Below are 21,073 nucleotides of genomic sequence, written 5' to 3'. Positions count from 1 at the left end.
GCCCTGCGGTCAGAAGCTGACCGTTATCCGGCGCGGCGCCGGGCCCGCCGTGCGGCGAGTTCGTCGCCCGCGGGCGTGTCGGCCGGCACGTCGGTGCCCACCGGCTGCGGCTGCGCCGCCGGTTCCGCCGGCAGGTGCGACAGCGAACCCTGGATCTCCTTGAACGCGCCGCCGATCGCGATGCCGAACACGCCCTGGCCGCCCTGGAGCAGATCCACGACCTCCTCCGGCGACCGGCACTCGTACACCGTGGTGCCGTCCGAGATGAGCGTGATGCCGGCCAGGTCCGCCACGCCCCGCGACCGCAGCGTGTCGATCGCCTTGCGGATGTTCTGCAGCGACACCCCCGCGTCCAGCAGGCGCTTCACGACCTTCAGCACCACCAGGTCACGGAACGAGTAGAGCCGCTGGGTGCCGGAACCGGACGCGTCCCGGATGCTCGGGACCACGAGCGTGGTGCGAGCCCAGTAGTCGAGCTGCCGGTAGCTGATGCCCACCGCCTGGCAGGCCGTGACTCCGCGGTATCCGACCGATCCGTCCTCGCCGACGTGTGGGCCCTCAAGAGGCTGATCGTGCACGCGACTACCTCCCCGCTGCGCGGTGCCGCTGTACTGGACTTCCCGAGCGTATATCTCAGCCGGTCCGGAAACATGGAGGTAATGCCGCGACACGCCGCGTACGGACGACCGGACCTGTGGTAACCGTCGATGCCCGCAGCGTCACCGCCGGTCCACCCCGGTCAGCCGGGTCAGCCCGCGAAGTCCTCCGGGCGCACCTGGTCGAGGAACTCGCGGAACTTCTCCACCTCGTCCTCCTGCTCGTCCGGGATGACGATGCCGGCCTCGGTGAGCACCTGGTCCGCGCAGCGGATCGGGGCGCCCACCCGCAGCGCCAGCGCGATCGAGTCGCTCGGACGCGCGGAGACCCGCAGGTTGTCACCGATCAGCAGGTCGGCGTAGAAGACGTTCTCCTTGAGTTCGGTGATCTCCACCGCCTTCAGCGGCGCCTGCAGCGCCGCCAGGATGTCCCGCAGGAGGTCATGGGTCAGCGGCCGGGCCGGCTTGACACCCTGCTGTTCGTACGCAATGGCGGTCGCCTCCACCGCGCCGATCCAGATCGGCAGGTAACGGTCCCCGTCGACCTCCCTGAGCAGGACGATCGGCTGGTTACTGGGCAGCTCCACCCGAACCCCGACCACGCTCAGCTCGCGCACCGCACGCCTCCGTGTCGCTGTTGTCGCCGCCCCAACAGGCCGTCGACGAGACGGCCCGGTCAGGTCGCCGGTCCATCCACCGGTCTGGCGACCTGCCCTCTCCTGCACGGTACACGCACGTCGTACGTCACCGTTTCCACCCGCATACCCCCGAACAGCCTATGCCGAACCCGTCACCGGCCCAGAGTGCCGCGCAGGCCGGCCCGCACCAGAGCGGCGTGCAGCCGCTGCGACAGTGCCTGCAGCTCCCGGGCCGTCTCCGCGGCCCGGGCCCGGGCCGCCGGGTCGTGCTGGCGCACCAGCGGGGCGAGCAGCTGCGTGAACAGGCCCACCTCCCGGTCCGCGCCGGTCCGGAACGCGCGCAGGTGCCGCAGTTCCAGGCCGTGCCGGGTGAGCCCGACCACCGCCTCCACGATCACCGCGGCGTCGCCGTCGTACCACCCCGGCGGCCGGGCCACCACCAGGCCCAGCTGTTCCAGCTCGGTCAGCATCTGGTCGGACACGCCGGTGCGGGCGATCAGATCGTCGCGCGGCACCCGGGTGTCCGCCGGATCGGTCGCCTTCTCGGTGCCCACCGCGACCAGCGTGGGCCGCTGCGGGGCGAACTGGTCCTCGCCCTGCTCCGCCGCCTCCAGCTGCTCCCGGATCACCCGGAGCGGAAGGTACTGGTCGCGCTGCGCGGTCAGCACGAACCGGAGCCGGGCGACGTCGTGCCACGAGTACTTGCGATACCCGGACGGGGTCCGCTGCGGGTCGACGAGCCCCTCCGCCTCCAGGAAGCGCAGCTTCGAGATCGTCGTGTCGGGGAACTCCGTACGCAGATGGGCGAGCACCTCACCGATGCTCATCAGCGCATGGTCGCTGCGACCCGGACGCCCCGCGCCCGGGTCGTGTGCCGCAGCCCCCGACGGGTTCACGCCCCGCCCTCGCCCTCCGGCCGGGGACCGGCGATGAAGACCAGGCGGAACTTGCCGATCTGGACCTCGTCGCCGTTGCTCAGCGTCGCGGCCTCGACCCGTTCCCGGTTCACGTACGTACCGTTCAGCGAGCCCACGTCGCGGACCGTGAAGGTGCCGGCGTCGCGGTGGAACTCGGCATGCCGGCGGGACACCGTCACGTCGTCCAGGAAGATGTCACTGTCCGGGTGCCGGCCACTGGTGGTCACGTCATGGTCCAGCAGGAACCGCGCACCGGCGTTCGGCCCGCGGCGCACCACGAGCAACGCCATGCCGGGCGGCAGCGAGCCGGACATCCGGCTCGGCACCACATCGGTCTCCGGGCCCTCGAGCACCTCGTCGAGCGCACCGAGGTTCAGCGTGGACGTGACGTCGAGTGGGGGAAACTCGTCGTCTGGGCGCGTCATCGGACCACCTCACGGATCTGTCGGTCGCCGCCCGACGGCACAGGGTGAGCGGGACCGGACATGACGCCCGGAGCGCGGCACCCCCGCCGCTGCCCGGAGGCCCCGGACGGACGACTACTGGTTTCGAAGAGATAACAGTTCAAGCTGTGCCACGCGAGCCTAGTCAGCGCCGGATCGACGCGGCAACCGGACGCGCGGGGCGGATCAACTCTCGGTCAGAGCGCGGTACGCCGAGGCGTCCAGAAGGGCATCCACGGCCGCCGGATCATCCGGAGCGATCTCCACCAGCCAGCCCGCCGCGTACGGCTCCGCGTTGATCAACTCGGGTTCGTCGGCCAGCGTGGTGTTCTTGGCGACCACGGTCCCGGAGATCGGCGCATAGATCTCCGACACGCTCTTGGTCGACTCGATCTCACCGAGCGAATCGCCCGCCTGCACCGCGCTGCCCTCGTCGGGCAACTGCACGTAGACGATGTCGCCGAGGGCGTCCTGCGCGAAGTGGGTGATGCCCACCCGCACCGGTCCGCTGCCGTCGCTGGCCACCCACTCGTGCTCGGCCGTGTACCGCAGGTCCTCAGGAATCACGCATTCCTCCGTAGTCGCACCCGTGCTGCCGGTCACGAGACCGGACGCGCGTACTGCAGGCTGGTGGCCTTACGCACCGCGGTCACCTCGACCGATGTGCGTTGCTCCATGGTCACGCTACCGCCGTCGCTCTGCACCGACGCGACCACCCCACCAGGGATCTCCAACGCCGTCTGCATGGTCTGCGGCACACCGATCACGGTCAGCGTGTACGGCCCGGTCAACCGCGTCCCGTCCACGTCGATCCCGCCACCGCCGGCATCGACGAAATAGGTCGACGCGACGATCCGTACCGAGCCACCGTCACTGCCGGTGACCTGCATGACCTCGCCGCCCGCACCGCGCAGCTCCTGCACCGCGTTGAGAATCGCGGACGCCTTCACCCCGGACACCCGGATCACCAGACCGGTGCCGCGCCCCGGAAGCGTCCCGGCCAGCAGGCCCAGCTCGTCGGCCCGCCGGTCCGCCTCGGCCAGCGCCGCCTCCCGGCCGGCCACGCCGGAGGTGAGCTGCTGCCGGCTGCCCTCCAGCGCGGCGATCTCGGACTGCAGCCGGGTGTCCCGGGCCTCCAGATCGGACAGAATCCGGACCAGGTCGTCCTGACGCGCGCCGGCCAGGCCGTCGTCGGTGTCGTTGCTGCGCAGCTGGACCACCAGGGTGAACCCGAACAGCGCCAGCAGCACCCAGATCAGCGCGCCGGCCGAGGAGAGCCGCCGCCAGGGCGCCACCCGGCCGGGCGCGGGGATCACCACTTCGGGTGACACGGCCGGCTCGACCGGATCGGCCCGGGACGGGCCGGCGGCCTGCGGGCCGGCCGACGGCTCGGCCTCCTGGCCGGCTAAGGCGTCGGCCTCCCGGCCGGCTGATAGGTCGGCCTCCCGGGCCGGGTCCGGGTCCGGGTCCTCGGTCGTGCTCGCGCCCGGGCCCAGGGCCCTCGCCGGGCCACGGTCGGGCTCCCGATGGGGGTCGCGATTGGACTCCCGGTCGGCCGCCAAGTCCGGATTTTCGTCGATGTCCGGATAATCGGTCAGGTCCGGAGGCGGTGCCGAGTCCGGGGCGGCGGCGGGCGCGGGGTGCGGGTCCCACGCGGCCTCCGGTGCCGGGCCCGGGCCGGTGTTGAGGATCGGGCGCCGGGTCTCGCCCGGGACGGCCGGTCCGGACGCGGTGCCGGTGCCGGTGCCGGACGGTGTTGTGCCCGGCGTCAGCGGCACCGTCGGCTCGGCGTCGACGTCCGCCGTCCGGCGGGTGACCACTGTGGGTTCGTCGGCCGGCGGACGGCGGGTCACCACGGTGGGCTCGTCGTCCGTGGGACGACGAGTGGCGACCGTCGGCTCGTCGGCCGGCGGACGGCGCGTCACCACCGTCAGCTCATCGTCGTCGGCCGGGTCCGGCGGCGGCGATGCCGTCCGGCGGAGCGGCCGGGTGGCGTCGTCGCCGGACAGGTCGGGCTCCGCCGGCGATCCCGGGCGGCGGAGCGGCCGGGTCACGTCGTCGTCCGGCCGCACCGGACCCGCCGAGGTCTGGCCGTCGTCCGGCCGCACCAGACCGGCCAAGGACTGGCCGTCGTCCGGCCGCACCAGACCCGCCGAGGACTGGCCGTCATCCGGCCGCACCTGGCCGGCCGAGGACGTGCCGGCCGAGGACTGGCTGTCGTGGTCGTGGCCGTCGTCGGGCCGCTGCTGGTCCGTCATGCGCCGCCCCTCACGCCCGGAACAGGTGCCGGCGGATCGCCGCCACGTTGCCGAAGATACGCACGCCGAGCACGACCACCACCCCGGTGGACAGCTGCCCGCCCACGCCGAGCTGGTCGCCGAGATAGACGATCAGCGCGGCCACCAGCACGTTCGAGATGAACGACACCACGAACTGCTTGTCGTCGAAGATGCCGTCCAGTTTCGCGCGCACCCCGCCGAACACGGCGTCCAGCGCCGCCACCACCGCGATCGGCAGGTACGGCTGCAGCGCCGCCGGCACGGTCGGGTCGAACGCGATGCCGAGCGCGACGCCGGCGATCAGGGCGAGTACGGCGATCATCGGCCGCCTTCCGAGGGTGTGCTCTGTGGCTCGGACGAGCCCGGGTCGGACGCAGGGTCGGACGTGGCATCGGGTGCAGCACTGGACGACGGGCCGGCCGAGGACGCGCTGCCGGAGACCCCCGACGACGGCGCGTACGGCGACACCGACGGCTTGGCCTGGCGGAGCTTCAGCTCGGTGGCGGCGCCCAGCGTCACCGAGTCGACCTCGCGGATGTCGTAGGAGATGCCGTACCGGGCGGACAGCTGCTTGAGGAACCGGCCGGCGTACCCGTCGGAGAAGTCGTCGACCAGCGAGTCCGGGCCGATCGCCACCACCTTGTACGGCGTGGTGACCGGCCGGAAGTCGACCAGGATGGCCTCGCCCGCCTGCCGGATCGTGGAGGTGGCGGTGAGCCGCTGCCCGTTGACCGCGATGGCCTCCGCGCCGGCCGCCCACAGTCCGTTCGTGGCGTACTGCAGGTCGATGTCCTTCACCCGGCCGGCCATCTTCCGTTCCCCGGTCACCGGGTCGACCGGGGTGGGGCCGTCGTCCAGCCGGACCTCGGCTCCCGGCCCGCGCACCGGGGTCACCCCGGTGGCCGCCTCCAGGTTGCGCAGCCGGGCCACCGCGGCGCCGCTGAGCCGCTGCTCCTGCAACGTGGTGACCTCGGCGCGGAGCCGGTCGGCCCGGGCCTGCAGTTGCACGGTGTCGGCACGGCGGCGCTGCACCTGCTCCACCAGCTCGCGCTGGGCGCGGTCGCGGGCCGGTTCGTCGGCCACGGTCTGGCGGTACGCCACCACCAGCAGGAACCCGAGCGCCACCAGGGTCAGGGCGGTGCCCGAACTGATCAGCTTCCGGCGTACCCCGGTGGGTTCGCCCTCGCGGGCCTTCCGGGCCGCCGCGTCCGCGTAGCCCGGGTCCAGCGGATTGCGGAACAGTTCGCTGAGGAAGTCCGCGGTGAACGTGCGGCGCTGACCCGGGCCGTCCGGTGCCGACATCAGCGGACCGCCGCCGCGACCCGCTCGGCGCGCAGCAGTTGCACCGTCTGGGCCAGGTACAGCGCCCCGGCCGCCCAGTACAGCCCGACCGCCCACCAGGCGAGGCCCCAGCCGATCGGGCCGGCGATGTCCGCGGTGGCCGGGACGGCGGCGGCCAGCAGCAGGATGGGGAACGCGGCGAGCACCGTGAACGTGCCGGTCTTGCCGACGTAGTGCACCGGTGGCGGACCGTGCCCGTGGCGGCGCAGCACCAGCAGCGCCACGGCGAGCACCGCCTCCCGCAGCAGCAGCGCGCCGGGCAGCCACCACGGCACCACGTCGCGCACCGTGAAGCTGATCAGCGTGGCCAGGATGTAGAGCCGGTCGGCGAACGGGTCGAGCAGTTCACCCAGGCGGCTGACCTGGCCGAGGCGCCGGGCGACGTACCCGTCGACCCAGTCGGTGGTGCCGCCGACCGCGAGCACGACCACCGCGGCGACGTCGTAGTGCGGGCCGAGCAGCAGATAGAGGAAGAGCGGCACCCCGAGCAGCCGGACGAAGCTGATGACGTTCGGGATGGTCCAGATCCGGTCGGAGGCGAGAACGGGCGCGGGCGCAGACGGCTGCGACATCGCCACTCCCTCTCCCCCAAGGGCGCGGGCCCACGCCCCCACACGAACCGTTCCGGCCCCGGCGAGCCGCCGTCCCCCCTGGTCGGTCGGCCGGACTCGGGCCCGGGCACTCGCCGAGTCACTATAACCAGGCCCGTCGTTGCGTTCCGCGACCCCGTGCCGGGTGACCGCCGGCACCGTGCGTGCGCCGTCCTAGGATACTAGGGCTGGCGGGTGGCGCGGGTCAGCGTCTGCCGCGGCGGGCCCGGACGTAGTCGTCCACCACGTAGCGGCCCAGCTCGGCCGCGTCGGGGCTGAACACCCGCCCGCCGCTGCGCTGGGCCACCGCGTCCACGAACCGGCGCAGCGACGGGTCCTCCCCCAGCATGAAGAGGTTCAGCGTGGCACCGTAACGGGTCAGCTGATCCACCTCGTGCACCGTGGCGCGCACCGTCTCGGCCAGCGGCGGCCAGGAGAAGTACGCCTCGCCGTCCGGCTCCAGGTGCGCCGTCGGCTCGCCGTCCGTCACCACCAGCACCACCGGCTCCGAGCCGGGATGGCGGCGCACGTGCCGGCCGGCCAGCTTCAGCGCGTGCTGCAGGTTGGTGCCCTGGACCATGTCCGGCTCGATCGCGGCCAGTTCACCCTGCGACAGCGGCATGGCGTACTTGCCGAACCCGATGATCTGCAGCGAGTCCTGCGGGAACTGCGTCGCCACCAGCTGGGACAGCGCCAGCGCGGTCTGCTTCATCGGGCCCCAGCGGCCGTCGGCGAACATCGAGTACGACAGGTCCACGCAGAGCGCCACCACCGCGGACGCGCGCCGTTCCGTCTCGGCGACCTCGAAGTCGTCCGGTTCCAGGCGCACCGGCAACGTGGTGACGGCACCGGAGCCGGCCCGGCGGCGGATCGCGTTGCCGATCGTGCGGACCACGTCGAGCGGCTGCTCGTCGCCGTACTGCCAGCGGCGGGACGAGCCGATCAGGTCGCCGGCCCGGCCCGCGTCGCGCAGGTCGTGCTGGCCCTGCCGGCGGCCGCTCAGCTCGGAGAAGACCTGTGCCAGCGCGGTCCGGCCCAGCCGGCGCAGCGCCTTCGGGGACAGCGTCAGCCCGTCCGCGTCGCGGGTCACCCAGCCCTGCCGGCGCAACTCGCGTTCCAGCTCGCGCAGCCGGCGGACGTCGTCGGCCGCGGACCGGCCGAGCTGGCGTTCCACCGCCTCGACGTCCACGTCGTCGAGGGTGGCGCCGGGGTGCTCCTGGCCGAGCTGCTCGAGCAGGTCGTCCAGCTCGCCCAGTTCGCCGAGGGCGGCGGTGGCGTCGCCGTAGTCGAGGTCCTCCGGGCCGCGCATCCGCTCGCCGCGGTTCCAGTTCAGCTCCGGCCGCAGCGCGCGCAGATTGTCGGTGAGCCGGCCCAGCTGGTCGCGCAGCGGCCCGTCGCCGAGCGCCTGGTCCATCAGCTGCGCCAGTTCCTCGCGCTGCTGCGGGCTGAGCGAGCGCAGCAGCCGTTCCGCCGCGGCGGCGCGCCGGGCCAGCGAGTCGATCAGCTCCTCCACCGAGCCCGGCCGCTCCGGGAAGAGGTCGCCGTGCTTCGCCATGAACTGTTGGAACGCGTCGTCGGTGTCCTCGCCGCGGGCGTGCCGGCCGAGCAGGTCGTTGAGGTCGTCGAGCATCTGCGACACCCGGGCGTCGGCGGCCGGGTCGCGACCCTGCAGCGCCTGCTTCATCCCGGCGAAGCGCTGCTCCACCACGTCCCGGCGCAGGCCGTCCAGGATCTGCTGGTAGGTCTGCCGGGCCTCGTCGCTGGCCCAGTCGTAGCCGGTGAGTTCCTGCACGGCCTGGGCGGTGGACCGGGGCAGGTTGTCGAGCACCGCCTCGGCGAACCGGGCCGGGTCGTCGTCGCGGCCGCGCAACTCGTCGCGTTCCGCCGCGAGCGCCTGGTCGAGCAGCTGCTGGGCGCGGGTGACCGCGCCGTCGAGGTTGCCCCGGCGCAGCGCCTCGCGGCGCATCCGGCGGGCGCGGGCCTGCAGGTCGTCCAGGCCACGGCCGTCGCGCGGGCCGCGGCGCAGCAGGTCACGCAGCGCGTCGCGGAGGCTGTCGCCGCCGAGCACCCGCTCGCCGACCTCGTCGACCGCGGCGCGGACGTCGTACGGCGGGGCGAGCGGATCGGGCCCGTCCCGCCAGGCGCCGTACCGGAACCGGTTGCCGGTCACTGCCCATTCCCGGTCATGTCAGCTCCCGTACAGCGTGCGGCCGTCGTCGGTCAGCTCCTTGGCGAGCCGGCGGGTCAGATGCAGGCCCTCGAGGACGAACTCCACCCCGGACGCGGCCTGGCCGGGGCTGGGCGCGTCGCCGAGGCCCAGCCGGTCCAGCACCTTGGCCAGGCCCGGCACGGTGCCGATCTGGGCCAGCAACTCCTCGGCGGAGACCAGATCGCCGGTCTCGATGATGGCGCCCTCGGCGACCAGGTCGGTGAAGCCGGACAGGTCGAGTCCGGCGAGCCGGGCGCGGAACGTCTCCGCCGTGGCGAGGCGCAGCAGGTGGCCGAGCACCTCGGTCTCCCGGCCCTCCTCGCCGCTGTCGAACTCCACCTTGCCGCGCAGCGTCGAGGTGACCGACACGGTGTCGCAGATCCGGGCCACCGCCTCGCGCTCGCGGCGCAGCCCGGAACGGCGCAGCGCGGACGCCGCCACGGTCTCGGCGGCGGCGATCGCGAACCGGGCGGACACGCCGGAACGGGCGTCCACCGCGGGCGACTCGCGGACCGCGCGGGTGTAGCGGGCCAGCACGTCGATCAGGTGCTCGGGCACCGCCGCGGACAGCGCCGCCTCCTGCCGGATCAGCGCGGTCTCCAGCTCGATCTCCAGCGGGTAGTGGGTGCGGATCTCGGCGCCGAAGCGGTCCTTGAGCGGGGTGATGATCCGGCCGCGGTTGGTGTAGTCCTCCGGGTTGGCGCTGGCCACCAGCAGCAGGTCGAGCGGCAGCCGGAGCTGGTAACCGCGGACCTGGATGTCGCGCTCCTCCAGCACGTTGAGCAGCGACACCTGGATCCGCTCGGCCAGGTCGGGCAGCTCGTTGACCGCGAAGATGCCGCGGTTGGTGCGCGGCACCAGGCCGAAGTGGATGGTCTCCGGGTCGCCCAGCGCCCGGCCCTCGGCCACCTTGATCGGGTCGACGTCGCCGATCAGGTCGCCGACGCTGGTGTCCGGGGTGGCGAGCTTCTCGCCGTACCGCTCGGAGCGGTGCAGCCAGGCCACCGGCAGCAGATCGCCCATCTCGCCGGCCAGCCGGCGCGACGCCGGGGTGAGCGGATGGTACGGGTGTTCGCGCAGCTCGGAGCCCTCGATCATGGGGGTCCACTCGTCCAGCAGGTCGACCAGGCCACGGATCAGCCGGGTCTTGCCCTGGCCCCGCTCGCCGAGCAGCACCAGGTCGTGGCCGGCCAGCAGGGCGCGCTCGACCTCGGGCAGCACGGTGTCGTCGTAGCCGACGATGCCGGGGAACCGCGGGGCGCCGGAGCGCAGCCGGTCCAGCAGGTTGTCGCGCAGTTCCGCCTTGACGGTGCGGAACTCGTGCCCGGAGGCGCGAAGCTCGCCGGCGGTGCGCGGGAGATGGGCGGGAACGGCGGGCGTGATCGCGGTTGGTGCGTCAGTCACCTGAATGAAGCTACTCCGCGGGTGTGACAACCCGCGGCGGTGTGACGCGCGCCGCAGCCGGTCACGCCGGTGGCAGTGCGGTGCGGATAACCGGATGACGGCGCCGATAGGCTGACCGGCGCGATGAGCGTCACGATGATCGCCCGTAATCTCGCCGCTGGGCACGGCGACCGCAGCCTGTTCGCCGATCTCGACCTGGTGGTCGGGCCGGGCGACGTGATCGGCCTGGTGGGTGCGAACGGCGCGGGCAAGACCACGCTGCTGCGTACCCTGGCCGGGGTCGTGCCGGCGGAGGCCGGGACCGTCACGCTGAACCCGCCCACCGCCACGGTCGGGTACCTGCCGCAGGAACGCGACCGGCGGCCCGGCGAGACCGTCCGCGACTTCCTGGCCCGGCGCACCGGCGTCGGCCCGGCACTGGCCGCCATGGACACCGCCGCCGCCGCGCTGGCCGCCGGGGCGCCCGGCGCCGACGACACCTACGCGGCGGCGCTCGAGCGCTGGCTCGACCTGGGCGGCGCCGACCTGGACGAACGCGCCGGGCAGGTGGCCGCCGAGCTGGGCCTCGGCGTCGACCTGGACCACCCGATGACCGCGCTGTCCGGCGGGCAGGCGGCCCGCGCCGGGATGGCGTCGCTGCTGCTCAGCCGGTACGACATCTTCCTGCTCGACGAGCCGACCAACGACCTGGACCTGGACGGCCTGCGCCGGCTGGAGCAGTTCGTCACCGGTCTGCGGGCCGGGACCGTGCTGGTCAGCCACGACCGCGAGTTCCTCACCCGCACGGTCACCGAGGTGCTGGAACTGGACCTGGCGCAGCAGCAGGTCCGGCGGTACGGCGGCGGCTACACGGCGTATCTGGCGGAGCGGGAACGGGCCCGGCGGCACGCCCGCGAGCAGTACGACGAGTACGCCGACAAGAAGGACGACCTGCTGGAACGCGCCCGGATGCAGCGGGCCTGGATGGAGAAGGGCGTGCGCAACGCCCGGCGCAAGGCCACCGACGGCGACAAGCACGTCAAGCACCACCGCGGCGAGACCAGCGAGAAGCAGGCCGCCAAGGCCCGGCAGACGGAGAAGCTGATCGAGCGGCTGGACGTGGTGGAGGAGCCGCGCAAGGAGTGGGACCTGCGGATGGAGATCGCCGCCGCGCCCCGCGCCGGGGCGGTGGTGGCCACGCTGCGCGACGCGGTGGTACGCCGGGGCGCGTTCCGGCTCGGGCCGGTCACGCTGCAGATCGACTGGGCGGACCGGGTGGCGATCACCGGCGCCAACGGTTCCGGCAAGACCACGCTGCTCGGGGCGCTGCTGGGGCGGATCCCGCTGGACGCCGGCACCGCGGCGCTCGGCCCCGGCGTGGTGGTCGGCGAGGTGGACCAGGCCCGCGGGCTGTTCACCGGCGAGCATCCGCTGATGGCCGCGTTCGGCGCGGCGGTGCCCGAGTTCAGCGACGCGGACGTGCGGACCGTGCTGGCCAAGTTCGGGCTGCGGGCGGCGCACGTGCTGCGGCCGGCCGGCACCCTGTCGCCGGGCGAGCGCACCCGGGCGGCGCTGGCGCTGCTGCAGGCGCGCGGGGTGAACCTGCTGGTGCTGGACGAGCCGACCAACCACCTGGACCTGCCGGCCATCGAGCAGCTGGAGTCGGCGCTGGCGAGCTACCAGGGCACGCTGCTGCTGGTCACCCACGACCGCCGGATGCTGGACGCGGTCCACACCACCCGGCGGTTCGAGGTGGTGGACGGCAAGGTGACCGGCTGAGGGGTGACCGGCTGAGGGGTGACCGGCTGAGGGGTCACCGGCCGACGGTGAGCGGCGCGCTGAGCGGCCCCTCGTTGCCGGAGCGGTCCAGCCCGCTCAGACAGTAGGTGCCGGGCCGGTCGCCGACCGGCGCGGTGCCCGCCCGGCCGGTCCGGACCAGCGTCGCGGCGTCGCCGGCCACCCGGTACAACGCCCAGCTCACCGGCTTCTCGGCACCGGGACGCCAGTCGAAGGTCAGCTTGCCGGCGGCGGTCCGGGCGGCGACCAGGGCGGGTGCCGGCGGCGGGTCGGCGGGCAACTGCGGCATGACCGGCAGCAGGGCCGGCGTGGCGTAGTGCTTCTTGCGGTACCGGGAGACCGCACCGAGCCGGTCGTCGCGGATCTGCTTGGCGCTGAAGTGGATGCTGCCGTTGACCGCGTACCGGTCGTTGAGCGCGAGTTGCCGGTCCAGCTGCGCCGGGTCGCTCCACGCGCCGTCCTCGCCGACCCGGTAGTCGCCCTGGCCGATGTAGAGGTGCACGCCGGTGCCCCGGACCAGGTCCGACCACCAGGGCAGCACCTTGGCGTAGTCGGCCTTGTCGAAGCCGATCGCCCAGTACAGCTGCGGCACCACGTAGTCCAGCCAGCGTTCGCGTACCCAGGTGCGGGTGTCGGCGTAGATGGCGTCGTGGCTCTCCAGCCCGCGGGTGTCCGAGCCGGAACGGTCGGTGCCGGCGTTGCGCCAGATGCCGAACGGGCTGATCCCGAACTTCACCCACGGCTTGAGCTGCCGGATCCGCTCGTGCATCTCGCGGACCAGGGTGTTGACGTTGGCCCGGCGCCAGTCCGCCCGGCTCTGCCCCTGGTCGGCCCGTTTCGCGTAGCTGGCGTCGTCGTTGAACGTGTGGCCGCCGCCCTCCGGGTACGGGTAGAAGAAGTCGTCGAAGTGCACCCCGTCGATGTCGTACCTGCCGACCGCCTCCAGCATGGCGTCCTCGACGAACCGGCGCGCCTGCGGATTGCCGGGATCGAAGTACAGCCGGGCCCGCTCACCCTCCGGATAGGCGATGGCCCAGTCCCGGTGCTTGCGCAGCGGGTGGTCCGGGGCCAGCTTGGCGAAGTCGGCGCCGGGCCCGTCCGGTCCGGGCTGGCTCCCCCGGTACGGGTTGAACCAGGCGTGGAACTCCAGGTTGCGGGCGTGCGCCTCGGCCACCATGAACGCCATCGGGTCCCAGCCCGGCGACCGTCCGTCCCGCTTGCCGGTCAACCACTCCGACCACGGCGCGTACGCCGACTCCCAGAGCGCGTCCCCGCTCGGCCGCACGTGCACGAAGATCGCGTTGTGCTGCTGGGCGACGGCCAGGTCGAGCCAGCGCCGGTACTCCGCCTGCACCGCGGCCGGGCTCAGCCCCGGCCGGCTCGGGAAGTCGATGTTGTTGACCGTGGTCAGCCACATCCCGCGCAGTTCCCGGGTCGCCCGGACCGGTACGCCGGCGCAGCGCGCGGGTGCGCCGGTGGGTGCGGCGGCCACGGCGGCGACCGGGCCGGCGGCGGCCGGCGGCCGGTACGTCGCGGCCCGGACCAGGCCGAACGCGACCGCCGCGACGGCGATCACCGCGACGACGAGGACCGCCGTGAGCCGGACGGGGGGTCGGGTCAGCATGGCACCCAGTGTGCCCGGCGCCGCCGGACGTAGAGTCGCCCGGGTGAGAGTGACCGTGGTGGGCGCCGGTGTGGCCGGCCTGTCCTGCGCCCGCGTGCTCGCCGACGCGGGCGTGGACGTCCGGGTGCGCGAACGCGGCCGGGTGGTCGGCGGGCGGCTGGCCAGCAAGCGGTTCGACGGCCGGTACGCCGACCTCGGCGCGGCCTACTTCACCGCGGACGACCCGGGTTTCGCCGCGCTGGCCGCCGACTGGCAGCGCCGCGGGCTGGCCCGCCCGTGGACCGACACGCTGCGGACCTACCGGGGCACCGCGGGGGCCGAACCGGCCACCGGGCCGGTGCGCTGGGCCGCGCCCGGGGGGCTGCGCTCGCTCGCCGAGGACCTGGCCGGCGGGCTCGACGTGACGCTGCGGGACGAGGTGACCACGCTGCCGGACGCGGACGCGGTGGTGCTCGCCATGCCGGGACCGCAGGCCCTGCGGCTCGCCGACAGCGCCGCCGCCCGGTCACAGCGCTGGGCGCCGGTGCTCACCGCGGTGCTGACCTATCCGCGGCGGGCGTGGGACGACTTCGCCGGGGCGTTCGTCAACGACCACCCGGTGCTGGCCACCGTCTGCGACGACGGCGACCGCCGCGGCGACCGGGCACCGGTGCTGGTCGCCCATTCCACGGCCGGTTTCGCACACCGGCACCTGGCCGACCCGGTGTCCGCCGCCGGCGACCTGGAGGAGGCGGTCCGCGGCCTGCTCGGGCTGCCGCCGGCCACGGAGACCCGGGTGCATCGCTGGACCTACGCGCAACCGGAACCGGGCGACGGCGAATTCGCCGTGGACGGAACCGTCTACCTGGCCGGCGACGCGTTCGGGCGGCCCCGGGTACAGACCGCCTGGCGGTCGGGCCGGGCCGCGGCACACGCCATCCTTCAGAGCAGCGAGCGGTAGACCGCCATGGTGTCCTCGGCGATGGTGGACCAGGAGAACTTCTCCACCGCCCGGCGGCGGCCGGCCAGCCCCATCGCCCGCGCCCGGGACTCGTCGGCGAGCAGCTCGGTCAGCGCGGCGGCCAGGTCGGCGACGAACCGGTCCGGGTAGAGCGGCGTACCGGTGCCGTCGTCGGCCTGCTCGATCGGCACCAGCAGGCCGGTCTCGCCGTCCGCGACCACCTCCGGGATGCCGCCGGTGGCGGTGGCCACCACCGCGGTCTCGCAGGCCATCGCCTCCAGGTTGACGATGCCCATCGGCTCGTAGATGGACGGGCAGACGAACACCGAGGCGTGCGTGAGGACCTGCACCACCTCGTGCTTGGGCAGCATGTCCTGCACCCAGATCACGCCGTCCGGGTCGCGGGCGCCGCGCAACTGCGCGGCCAGCCCCTCCACCTCGGCGGCGATCTCCTTGGTGTCCGGCGCGCCGGCCAGCAGCACGATCTGCGCGTCCGGCGGCAGGTCGTGGCAGGCCCGCATCAGATAGGGCAGGCCCTTCTGCCGGGTGATCCGGCCGACGAACACCACGCTGGGCCGGTTGCGGTCGATGCCCAGCCGGTCGATCACGTCGGTGCCGTGGTCCGGCTGGTACTGCTCGGTGTCGATGCCGTTGTAGACCACCCGGACCTTCGCCGGATCCACCGACGGGTACGCGGCCAGCACGTCGCGCCGCATGCCGCCGGACACCGCGATCACCGCGTCCGCGTGCTCGATGGCGGTGCGCTCGCAGAACGACGAGAGCGCGTAGCCGCCGCCGAGCTGCTCGGCCTTCCACGGCCGCAGCGGCTCCAGACTGTGCGTGGTGACCACGTGCGGCACGCCGTGCAGCAGCTTGGCGGCGTGACCGGCGAAGTTCGCGTACCAGGTGTGGCTGTGCACGATGTCGGTGCCGGCCGCGCCGGCCGCCATCGCCAGGTCCACGCCCATGGTGCGCAGCGCCGCGTTGGCGCCGGCCAGGTCGACCGGATACGGGTACGCGGTGACGCCCGGCTCGTCGCGCTTGCCGCCGAAGCAGTGCACCCGCACGTCCGCGAGCGCCCGCAGATCCCGGGCCAGGTACTCCAGGTGGACACCGGCGCCGCCGTACACCTCCGGCGGGTACTCCCGGGTGAGCAGGTCGACGCGGAGCGGGGCGGAACTCGAATCGGTCACAGTTCGTAGATTAGTCGCTTCGGCTGGCGCTGGCGCACGCGGAAAGTTAGCGTCCTTGCCATGGCTGTCAAGGTGCTCGCAATCGTTCTGGCCGGTGGCGAAGGCAAGCGCCTGATGCCGCTGACGGCCGACCGGGCCAAGCCCGGCGTACCCTTCGGCGGCATCTACCGCATGATCGACTTCGTGCTGTCGAATCTCGCCAACGGCGGATTCCTGAAGATCGTCGTGCTGACCCAGTACAAGTCGCACTCCCTGGACCGGCACATCACCAAGACCTGGCGGATGTCCACGCTGCTGGGCAACTACGTGACCCCGGTGCCGGCGCAGCAACGGCTCGGCCCGCGCTGGTTCGCCGGCTCCGCGGACGCCATCTACCAGAGCCTGAACCTGATCAACGACGAGAACCCGGACTACGTCATCGTCTTCGGCGCCGACCACATCTACCGGATGGACCCGAAGCAGATGGTCGACGCGCACATCGCCTCCGGCGCGGCGGTCACGGTGGCCGGCATCCGCCAGCCCAAGACGATGTCCGACCAGTTCGGCGTCATCGAGGTGGACCCCGCCGACCCGCGCCGGATCCGCGCCTTCCGGGAGAAGCCCACCGAGGTGGACGGCCTGCCGGACGCGCCGGACGAGATCTTCGCGTCGATGGGCAACTACGTGTTCTCCACCCGGGCGCTGTGTGAGGCGGTCAGCCGGGACGCGGAGGACCCGGACTCGAAGCACGACATGGGCGGCAACATCATTCCCATGCTGGTGGAACGCGGCGAGGCCAACGTGTACGACTTCCGCGACAACGAGGTGCCCGGCAGCACCGACCGCGACCGCGGCTACTGGCGCGACGTCGGGACGCTGGACTCGTTCTACGAGGCGCACACCGACCTGATCGCCACGCTGCCGGTGTTCAACCTCTACAACATGGAGTGGCCGATCCTCACCCAGTACGGCCCGTGGCCGCCGGCCAAGTTCGTGCACGGCTTCGACGACCGGGCCGGCCGCGCGGTGGAGTCGATGATCTCCCCCGGCGTGGTGGTGTCCGGCGCCCTGGTCGAGCGCTCGGTCATCTCGCCGAACGTGCGGGTCAACTCGTGGGCGCACGTCGAGGGCTCGGTGCTGATGGAGGGCGTGCAGGTCGGGCGGCGCGCGGTGATCCGCAACGCGATCCTGGACAAGAACGTGATCGTGCCCGAGGGCGCGCAGATCGGCGTCGACCTGGACCGCGACCGCAAGCTCTACACGGTCTCCGACGCCGGGGTGGTGGTCGTCGGCAAGGGCCAGCGCGTCGAGCTGTGACCGGTCAGTACTCGGCGACGCAGAAGCGGTTGCCCTCCGGGTCGGCGAGCACCACGTACCGGGGTTCGCCGGGCCCGGGCTCCGCCGGGTAGTACGGCCAGTCCACCCGCTGCGCGCCCAGCGCCACCAGGCGGTCCACCTCGGCGTCGAGGTCGCCGTCCGGCGCGGCCAGGTCCAGGTGGATGCGCGGCAGGTCCGGCGCCGGGCTGCCGCTGACGTCCATGGCCAGGGGCACCCCGGGTACGCCCGGCGGCGGCTCCAGCACGATCCAGTCGTCGCCGTCGTACCGGGGCGGACGCCGCACGTACCCCAGGGCCCGCGCCCAGAACGCGCCCGCCCGCTCGTCGTCGTCCACGCCCAGCGACAGCTGCCTGATCACGCTCATGCCCCGCGACCCTAGGCGAACCGGCGGGCGAAGTCCCGGTGCCGGGCCGCGGCGTCCGCGGTCTGCCCGCCGGTCAGCGGGCTGCCCGGCAACCGGCCGAGGTCGTCCAGTTGATCGGCGAGCTTCAGGTGTCCCCGGTGCGCGAACTGGCGGCAGGCCAGGCAGGTGACCTTCTCCGGGTGCACGGACGTCATCGCCAGCGGCACCCGCCGGTCGCATCCGGTGGTGACGCTGGCCGGCAGGTCGGCGACCAGGCCGAAGGTGGCCGCCAGCCGCTCGCGGACCGCCACGCCGCCGAGCAGCTTCGCATCGACGTGGATGTGCGGATCACCGTCATGCATGCCCTCTCTATAGCAGACGGCGCCGCTGGACCGGCTCGGCTAGCGTCGCCGCGTGGCACGTATCGCGATGTGGCTGGGCTGGATCCCGGCCGCCCTGCTCCTCACCCCCGGGTGGCTGGCCGCCGGGCAGCACGAGGGGCACCGGCCGGACCGGGCCGAGGTGGTCACGCTGGCGGCGGTGGTCGTGGCGGTGGCCGGCCTGGTGCTCGGTGCCCACCACGGCCGGCGGACCGCCCCGGGAGCCGGCGCCGCCGCGATCGGCCGGCGACTGGCGCCGGTGCTGGCCGCGGCCGCCGGGGTCGCGGTGGTGTACTTCGCCGCCGGCGACGCGGTCTTCCGCTGGGTGATCCCGCTCGCGGCGGATCTGCGCGACGGCCCGTCCTGGGTGCCGCTGATCCCGGTCCCGGTGGCCACCGCCGCCCTCGGCTTCGGCGCCGGGCTGCTGCGGCGTCGCCCGCCCGCGGTGGTCCCGGCCCGCCGTTGGTACCGGGTGGCCGGCGCGGCCGCGATCCTCGGCGTGTACGGCGTGACCGGTTTCGTCGGCCACGGCGCCGAGATGGCCACCGCACGGTTCGTCCCGGCACGCACCACCACCGCCGCGTCGGTCGAGCTGCCGGCCGGACGGCACGCCGTGTTCGCCCGGTACAACGACCAGCCGGGGTCCTGCACCGTCACCGGCGCGGACGGGAACGGGATCGCGGTGCGGCAGCCGTCGGTGCGGTTCACCGACCACGGCGACGGCGTGGTGACCGTCCTGTTCGGGGTGTTCGACCTGCCGCGCGCCGGGCGGGTGGCGGTCGCCTGCCCGGGCGGTGAGATCGGCGCGCCGCCCGAGGTGCGCGGCCCGCTCGGCAGTCTGGTGTTCGTGCCGGTGGCGGTGCTGTGGCTGATCGGCCTGATGCCCGGGGCCCTGCTCGCCCTGGCGGTGTGGCGGCGCGCGCGGCAACCGCGGCCCGGGGCGCTGGCGGGCGCCCCGCCGGTCTCCGGCTGACCGATCTCCGGCTGACCGGTCTCCGGGTGACCGGTCAGCCGGCGGCCTGCCCGGCCACGAAGGCGGTCGCCTCGTCGGCGAACCCGCCGTAGGCGAGGTGCGCGGCCAGACTGGTGCCGCCCTGGCAGAAGCGGTCGTTGCGGTTGCAGAACGACTGGGTCCGATCGGCCACCGTGTCCAGGCGTCCCGCACCGCGCGGGAAGATGCCGGACCGGGCGCCGTCCGTGACGTTGAACGGTTCCCCGGCGGTGAACGCCGGATCGCCGAACAGCAGCACCGCGGCGATCCGGTCGGTCAGCGCGCCGGACAGCGCCGGTGCCCGGCGGCCGCTGCCGGCGATCGCGTCCCCGACCACGTCCGCGCCCTGCGAGTAGCCCATCAGGACGAACCGGGTGTCCGGGCACGCCCCGGCGGTGCGTTGCAGGTCCGACGCGAGCCGGGTGACGCCCTGGCGCACGCTGGCGGTGTAGTTGAACGAGGCCGGATAGTCCAGTGCCGTGGTCCGTACCGTCTGCGGCACCTCGCGGGTGATCCGCTGCGCCAGCGGCGTGAGGACCACGCCCAGGCCGGGCCGTTCGGTGGTGCCCCGGGCACCGATGATCTCCAGGTCCGGGCAGCTGTTCGCGGGCGCCTGCGCGGCGAACGTCAGCGGCGCCACGGCCAGCCCCGCGGCCACCGTGACGGCTGCGATCCCGAGCGCGAGCGCGGTGCGTCCTCGCATGTCGATCGTCCCCTCTCGTAGTGCGATCTTCTTGCACTACATACGCAGAAACCTGCGGACGGGACGGCCGCTATGCGGTTGTGCACAGAACCCGCCGAGGGTGAACCCGGGACCTCCACCGTGCGTAGTATCCCCTGGTAGATCACTCGTCGAAGTCGACCACCACGGTCGGCGAGACCGGGGTCGACTGACACGTCAGGACGTACCCGGCGGCCACCTCGCGCGGCTCCAGCGCGAAGTTGCGGCGCATCGTGACCTCGCCCGCCACCACCCGCGCCCGGCAGGTGCCGCACACCCCGCCCTTGCACGCGAACGGCAGGTCCGGCCGGGACCGCTGGGCGCCCTCCAGCACGGTGTGGCCGGCCGCGACACCGACCGTACTGGCCCGCCCGTCGAGCACCACGGTGACGTCGCTGACCGGGCCGTCCGGCCGGCGTTCCGCGCGGACCACCTCCGGCGGGGCCTCGTCCACCCAGAACAGCTCGCGGTGGATCCGGTCCGGTGCCACGCCCAGCTCGCCGAGCACCTGGGTCGCGTCGGTCACCATGCCGAACGGGCCGCACAGCCACCAGTGGTCCACGTCCGGCACGTCGATCAGCAGCGGCAGCAGCATCCGCAGCTTCGGCGCGTCCAGGCGACCGGTGAGCAGGTCGGCCTCGCGCGCCTCGCGGGACAGCAGATGGACGAGTTCGAGCCGCGACGGGTACGCGTCCTTCAGGTCGGCGAGTTCCTCGGCGAACATCACGGTGTCCGCCCGGCGGTTGCCGTACAGCACGCTCACCTGGGCGTCCGGGTGCCGCAACAGGGACGCGGCGATGGACAGCAGCGGCGTGATCCCGGAACCGGCCGCGACCAGCACGTGCCGCCCGCCGGCCGCCAGGTCCGGCGTGAACGTGCCGGACGGCGGCGCCACCTCCACCCGGTCGCCCGGCCGCACCTCGTGCACCAGCCAGGACGAGACCAGCCCGCCCGGCACCTCACGCACCCCGATCCGGGGGCGGGCGCCGGCCGGGGCGCAGATCGAGTACGTACGCCGCTCGTCCGCGCCGCCGATCGACCGGCGCACGGTCAGCGACTGACCCGGCCGGAACGCGTACCGCCCGGCGAGGTCGGACGGCACGTCGAAGGTCACCGCCACCGCGTCGTCGCAGAGGCGCTCGACCGCGGCCACCCGCAGCGGATGGAACTCCCGTACCACCACCTCAGATCTCCTTCACGTGTTCGAAGGGTTCCCGGCAGGACGGGCACCGGCGCAGCTCCCGGCACGCGGTGGCACTGAACGCGGCGATCCGCTCGGTGGCGGCGTGCCCGCAGTGCGGGCACGCGGCCGCACCGGGCGCGGGGGCGAGCACCAGCGGCACCGGCCCCGGGGGCCCGCGGGGGGCCGGG

22 protein-coding genes are annotated in these 21,073 nt (G+C 73.6%); 4 read left to right on the top strand and 18 right to left on the bottom strand.

The genetic code is table 11. The features are described from left to right. Positions 1 to 23 precede the first annotated feature (23 nt). The 11 genes from LDL48_RS18830 to LDL48_RS18780 form a co-directional block, all read right to left on the bottom strand. Positions 24 to 578 carry a MerR family transcriptional regulator gene (locus tag LDL48_RS18830; protein ID WP_225256473.1) on the bottom strand — a complete coding sequence of 185 codons (555 nt, stop codon included), beginning with the start codon at positions 576 to 578 and terminating at the stop codon, positions 24 to 26. Positions 579 to 748: 170 nt separating this feature from the next. Beyond that, positions 749 to 1,213: a bifunctional nuclease family protein gene (locus LDL48_RS18825; RefSeq protein WP_015622091.1), complete on the bottom strand. Its 465-nt coding sequence runs from the start codon at positions 1,211 to 1,213 to the stop codon at positions 749 to 751. A 173-nt stretch (positions 1,214 to 1,386) separates the two neighbouring features. Next, the gene (ftsR, locus tag LDL48_RS18820) at positions 1,387 to 2,061 is read right to left on the bottom strand and encodes a transcriptional regulator FtsR (protein WP_225256472.1); all 675 of its coding nucleotides are present in this window, start codon (positions 2,059 to 2,061) and stop codon (positions 1,387 to 1,389) included. A gap of 65 nt (positions 2,062 to 2,126) precedes the next feature. Beyond that, positions 2,127 to 2,576, bottom strand: a complete 450-nt coding sequence (gene odhI / locus LDL48_RS18815) for an oxoglutarate dehydrogenase inhibitor Odhl (protein ID WP_225256471.1) — start codon at positions 2,574 to 2,576, stop codon at positions 2,127 to 2,129. Positions 2,577 to 2,780: 204 nt separating this feature from the next. Further along, complete coding sequence (gcvH, locus tag LDL48_RS18810; protein ID WP_225256470.1) at positions 2,781 to 3,161, bottom strand: glycine cleavage system protein GcvH; 381 nt, start codon at positions 3,159 to 3,161, stop codon at positions 2,781 to 2,783. A 32-nt stretch (positions 3,162 to 3,193) separates the two neighbouring features. Beyond that, positions 3,194 to 4,852 (bottom strand): DUF881 domain-containing protein, encoded by a 1,659-nt coding sequence (locus LDL48_RS45060; RefSeq protein ID WP_372472147.1) that lies wholly within the window; start codon positions 4,850 to 4,852, stop codon positions 3,194 to 3,196. A gap of 10 nt (positions 4,853 to 4,862) precedes the next feature. Beyond that, positions 4,863 to 5,195 (bottom strand): small basic family protein, encoded by a 333-nt coding sequence (locus LDL48_RS18800; protein WP_225256469.1) that lies wholly within the window; start codon positions 5,193 to 5,195, stop codon positions 4,863 to 4,865. Further along, on the bottom strand, positions 5,192 to 6,175 hold the full coding sequence (locus tag LDL48_RS18795) for a DUF881 domain-containing protein (protein ID WP_225256468.1): 984 nt from the start codon (positions 6,173 to 6,175) through the stop codon (positions 5,192 to 5,194). The genes LDL48_RS18800 and LDL48_RS18795 overlap by 4 nt, the downstream gene beginning before the upstream one ends. Beyond that, the gene (clsA, locus tag LDL48_RS18790) at positions 6,175 to 6,786 is read right to left on the bottom strand and encodes a cardiolipin synthase ClsA (protein WP_225256467.1); all 612 of its coding nucleotides are present in this window, start codon (positions 6,784 to 6,786) and stop codon (positions 6,175 to 6,177) included. The genes LDL48_RS18795 and clsA overlap by 1 nt, the downstream gene beginning before the upstream one ends. A gap of 223 nt (positions 6,787 to 7,009) precedes the next feature. Next, positions 7,010 to 8,974 (bottom strand): vWA domain-containing protein, encoded by a 1,965-nt coding sequence (locus tag LDL48_RS18785; RefSeq protein WP_225256466.1) that lies wholly within the window; start codon positions 8,972 to 8,974, stop codon positions 7,010 to 7,012. A gap of 18 nt (positions 8,975 to 8,992) precedes the next feature. Continuing rightward, positions 8,993 to 10,417, bottom strand: coding sequence for a sigma 54-interacting transcriptional regulator (locus LDL48_RS18780; protein ID WP_225256465.1), 1,425 nt, complete (start codon positions 10,415 to 10,417; stop codon positions 8,993 to 8,995). 123 nt (positions 10,418 to 10,540) lie between these two features. Here LDL48_RS18780 and LDL48_RS18775 point away from each other — a divergent pair, with 123 nt between their 5' ends. Beyond that, complete coding sequence (locus LDL48_RS18775) at positions 10,541 to 12,175, top strand: ABC-F family ATP-binding cassette domain-containing protein (RefSeq protein WP_225256464.1); 1,635 nt, start codon at positions 10,541 to 10,543, stop codon at positions 12,173 to 12,175. Positions 12,176 to 12,209: 34 nt separating this feature from the next. Here LDL48_RS18775 and LDL48_RS18770 read toward each other — a convergent pair whose 3' ends face one another. Then, positions 12,210 to 13,817, bottom strand: coding sequence for a glycoside hydrolase family 10-like protein (locus LDL48_RS18770; RefSeq protein ID WP_225256463.1), 1,608 nt, complete (start codon positions 13,815 to 13,817; stop codon positions 12,210 to 12,212). 43 nt (positions 13,818 to 13,860) lie between these two features. Between LDL48_RS18770 and LDL48_RS18765 the strand changes: the two genes are divergently transcribed. Then, positions 13,861 to 14,757 (top strand): NAD(P)/FAD-dependent oxidoreductase, encoded by an 897-nt coding sequence (locus LDL48_RS18765; protein ID WP_372472146.1) that lies wholly within the window; start codon positions 13,861 to 13,863, stop codon positions 14,755 to 14,757. On the opposite strand, the gene glgA is transcribed toward LDL48_RS18765, so the two are convergent. Then, positions 14,739 to 15,950, bottom strand: coding sequence for a glycogen synthase (glgA, locus tag LDL48_RS18760; protein WP_225256461.1), 1,212 nt, complete (start codon positions 15,948 to 15,950; stop codon positions 14,739 to 14,741). The two genes, LDL48_RS18765 and glgA, sit on opposite strands and share 19 nt — an antisense overlap. A 60-nt stretch (positions 15,951 to 16,010) precedes the next feature. Here glgA and glgC point away from each other — a divergent pair, with 60 nt between their 5' ends. Continuing rightward, positions 16,011 to 17,246 (top strand): glucose-1-phosphate adenylyltransferase, encoded by a 1,236-nt coding sequence (glgC, locus tag LDL48_RS18755; RefSeq protein ID WP_225256460.1) that lies wholly within the window; start codon positions 16,011 to 16,013, stop codon positions 17,244 to 17,246. Positions 17,247 to 17,250: 4 nt separating this feature from the next. On the opposite strand, the gene LDL48_RS18750 is transcribed toward glgC, so the two are convergent. Both LDL48_RS18750 and LDL48_RS18745 read right to left on the bottom strand, forming a co-directional pair. After that, positions 17,251 to 17,631 (bottom strand): VOC family protein, encoded by a 381-nt coding sequence (locus LDL48_RS18750; RefSeq protein ID WP_225256459.1) that lies wholly within the window; start codon positions 17,629 to 17,631, stop codon positions 17,251 to 17,253. 11 nt (positions 17,632 to 17,642) lie between these two features. Further along, positions 17,643 to 17,972, bottom strand: a complete 330-nt coding sequence (locus tag LDL48_RS18745) for a hypothetical protein (RefSeq protein ID WP_225256458.1) — start codon at positions 17,970 to 17,972, stop codon at positions 17,643 to 17,645. A gap of 52 nt (positions 17,973 to 18,024) precedes the next feature. Here LDL48_RS18745 and LDL48_RS18740 point away from each other — a divergent pair, with 52 nt between their 5' ends. Further along, the gene (locus LDL48_RS18740; RefSeq protein WP_225256457.1) at positions 18,025 to 18,963 is read left to right on the top strand and encodes a hypothetical protein; all 939 of its coding nucleotides are present in this window, start codon (positions 18,025 to 18,027) and stop codon (positions 18,961 to 18,963) included. Positions 18,964 to 18,997: 34 nt separating this feature from the next. Here the strand turns inward: LDL48_RS18740 and LDL48_RS18735 are convergent, their stop codons facing one another. The 3 genes from LDL48_RS18735 to LDL48_RS18725 form a co-directional block, all read right to left on the bottom strand. Then, positions 18,998 to 19,684, bottom strand: a complete 687-nt coding sequence (locus LDL48_RS18735; RefSeq protein ID WP_225256456.1) for a cutinase family protein — start codon at positions 19,682 to 19,684, stop codon at positions 18,998 to 19,000. Between the two features lie 142 nt (positions 19,685 to 19,826). Next, on the bottom strand, positions 19,827 to 20,885 hold the full coding sequence (gene paaE, locus LDL48_RS18730) for a 1,2-phenylacetyl-CoA epoxidase subunit PaaE (protein ID WP_225256455.1): 1,059 nt from the start codon (positions 20,883 to 20,885) through the stop codon (positions 19,827 to 19,829). A gap of 1 nt (position 20,886) precedes the next feature. Then, positions 20,887 to 21,073 (bottom strand): PaaD-like zinc ribbon domain-containing protein (locus tag LDL48_RS18725; protein ID WP_443667677.1); only part of this gene is annotated, 187 nt, incomplete at its 5' end.

Origin of the sequence: Jidongwangia harbinensis (assembly GCF_020216025.1) — a bacterium.
Lineage (GTDB): Bacteria > Actinomycetota > Actinomycetes > Mycobacteriales > Micromonosporaceae > Actinoplanes > Actinoplanes harbinensis.
This window is presented reverse-complemented; position numbering and strand designations above follow the sequence as displayed.

What these genes read in the sequence shown, in the direction of transcription:
- ftsR (WP_225256472.1), bottom strand. Translation starts at nt 2,061, where the DNA reads ATGAGCATCGGTGAGGTGCTCGCCCATCTGCGTACGGAGTTCCCCGAC.
- odhI (WP_225256471.1), bottom strand. Translation starts at nt 2,576, where the DNA reads ATGACGCGCCCAGACGACGAGTTTCCCCCACTCGACGTCACGTCCACG.
- LDL48_RS45060 (WP_372472147.1), bottom strand. Translation starts at nt 4,852, where the DNA reads ATGACGGACCAGCAGCGGCCCGACGACGGCCACGACCACGACAGCCAG.
- LDL48_RS18800 (WP_225256469.1), bottom strand. Translation starts at nt 5,195, where the DNA reads ATGATCGCCGTACTCGCCCTGATCGCCGGCGTCGCGCTCGGCATCGCG.
- LDL48_RS18795 (WP_225256468.1), bottom strand. Translation starts at nt 6,175, where the DNA reads ATGTCGGCACCGGACGGCCCGGGTCAGCGCCGCACGTTCACCGCGGAC.
- clsA (WP_225256467.1), bottom strand. Translation starts at nt 6,786, where the DNA reads ATGTCGCAGCCGTCTGCGCCCGCGCCCGTTCTCGCCTCCGACCGGATC.
- LDL48_RS18775 (WP_225256464.1), top strand. Translation starts at nt 10,541, where the DNA reads ATGAGCGTCACGATGATCGCCCGTAATCTCGCCGCTGGGCACGGCGAC.
- LDL48_RS18770 (WP_225256463.1), bottom strand. Translation starts at nt 13,817, where the DNA reads ATGCTGACCCGACCCCCCGTCCGGCTCACGGCGGTCCTCGTCGTCGCG.
- glgC (WP_225256460.1), top strand. Translation starts at nt 16,011, where the DNA reads ATGGCTGTCAAGGTGCTCGCAATCGTTCTGGCCGGTGGCGAAGGCAAG.
- LDL48_RS18750 (WP_225256459.1), bottom strand. Translation starts at nt 17,631, where the DNA reads ATGAGCGTGATCAGGCAGCTGTCGCTGGGCGTGGACGACGACGAGCGG.
- LDL48_RS18745 (WP_225256458.1), bottom strand. Translation starts at nt 17,972, where the DNA reads ATGCATGACGGTGATCCGCACATCCACGTCGATGCGAAGCTGCTCGGC.
- LDL48_RS18735 (WP_225256456.1), bottom strand. Translation starts at nt 19,684, where the DNA reads ATGCGAGGACGCACCGCGCTCGCGCTCGGGATCGCAGCCGTCACGGTG.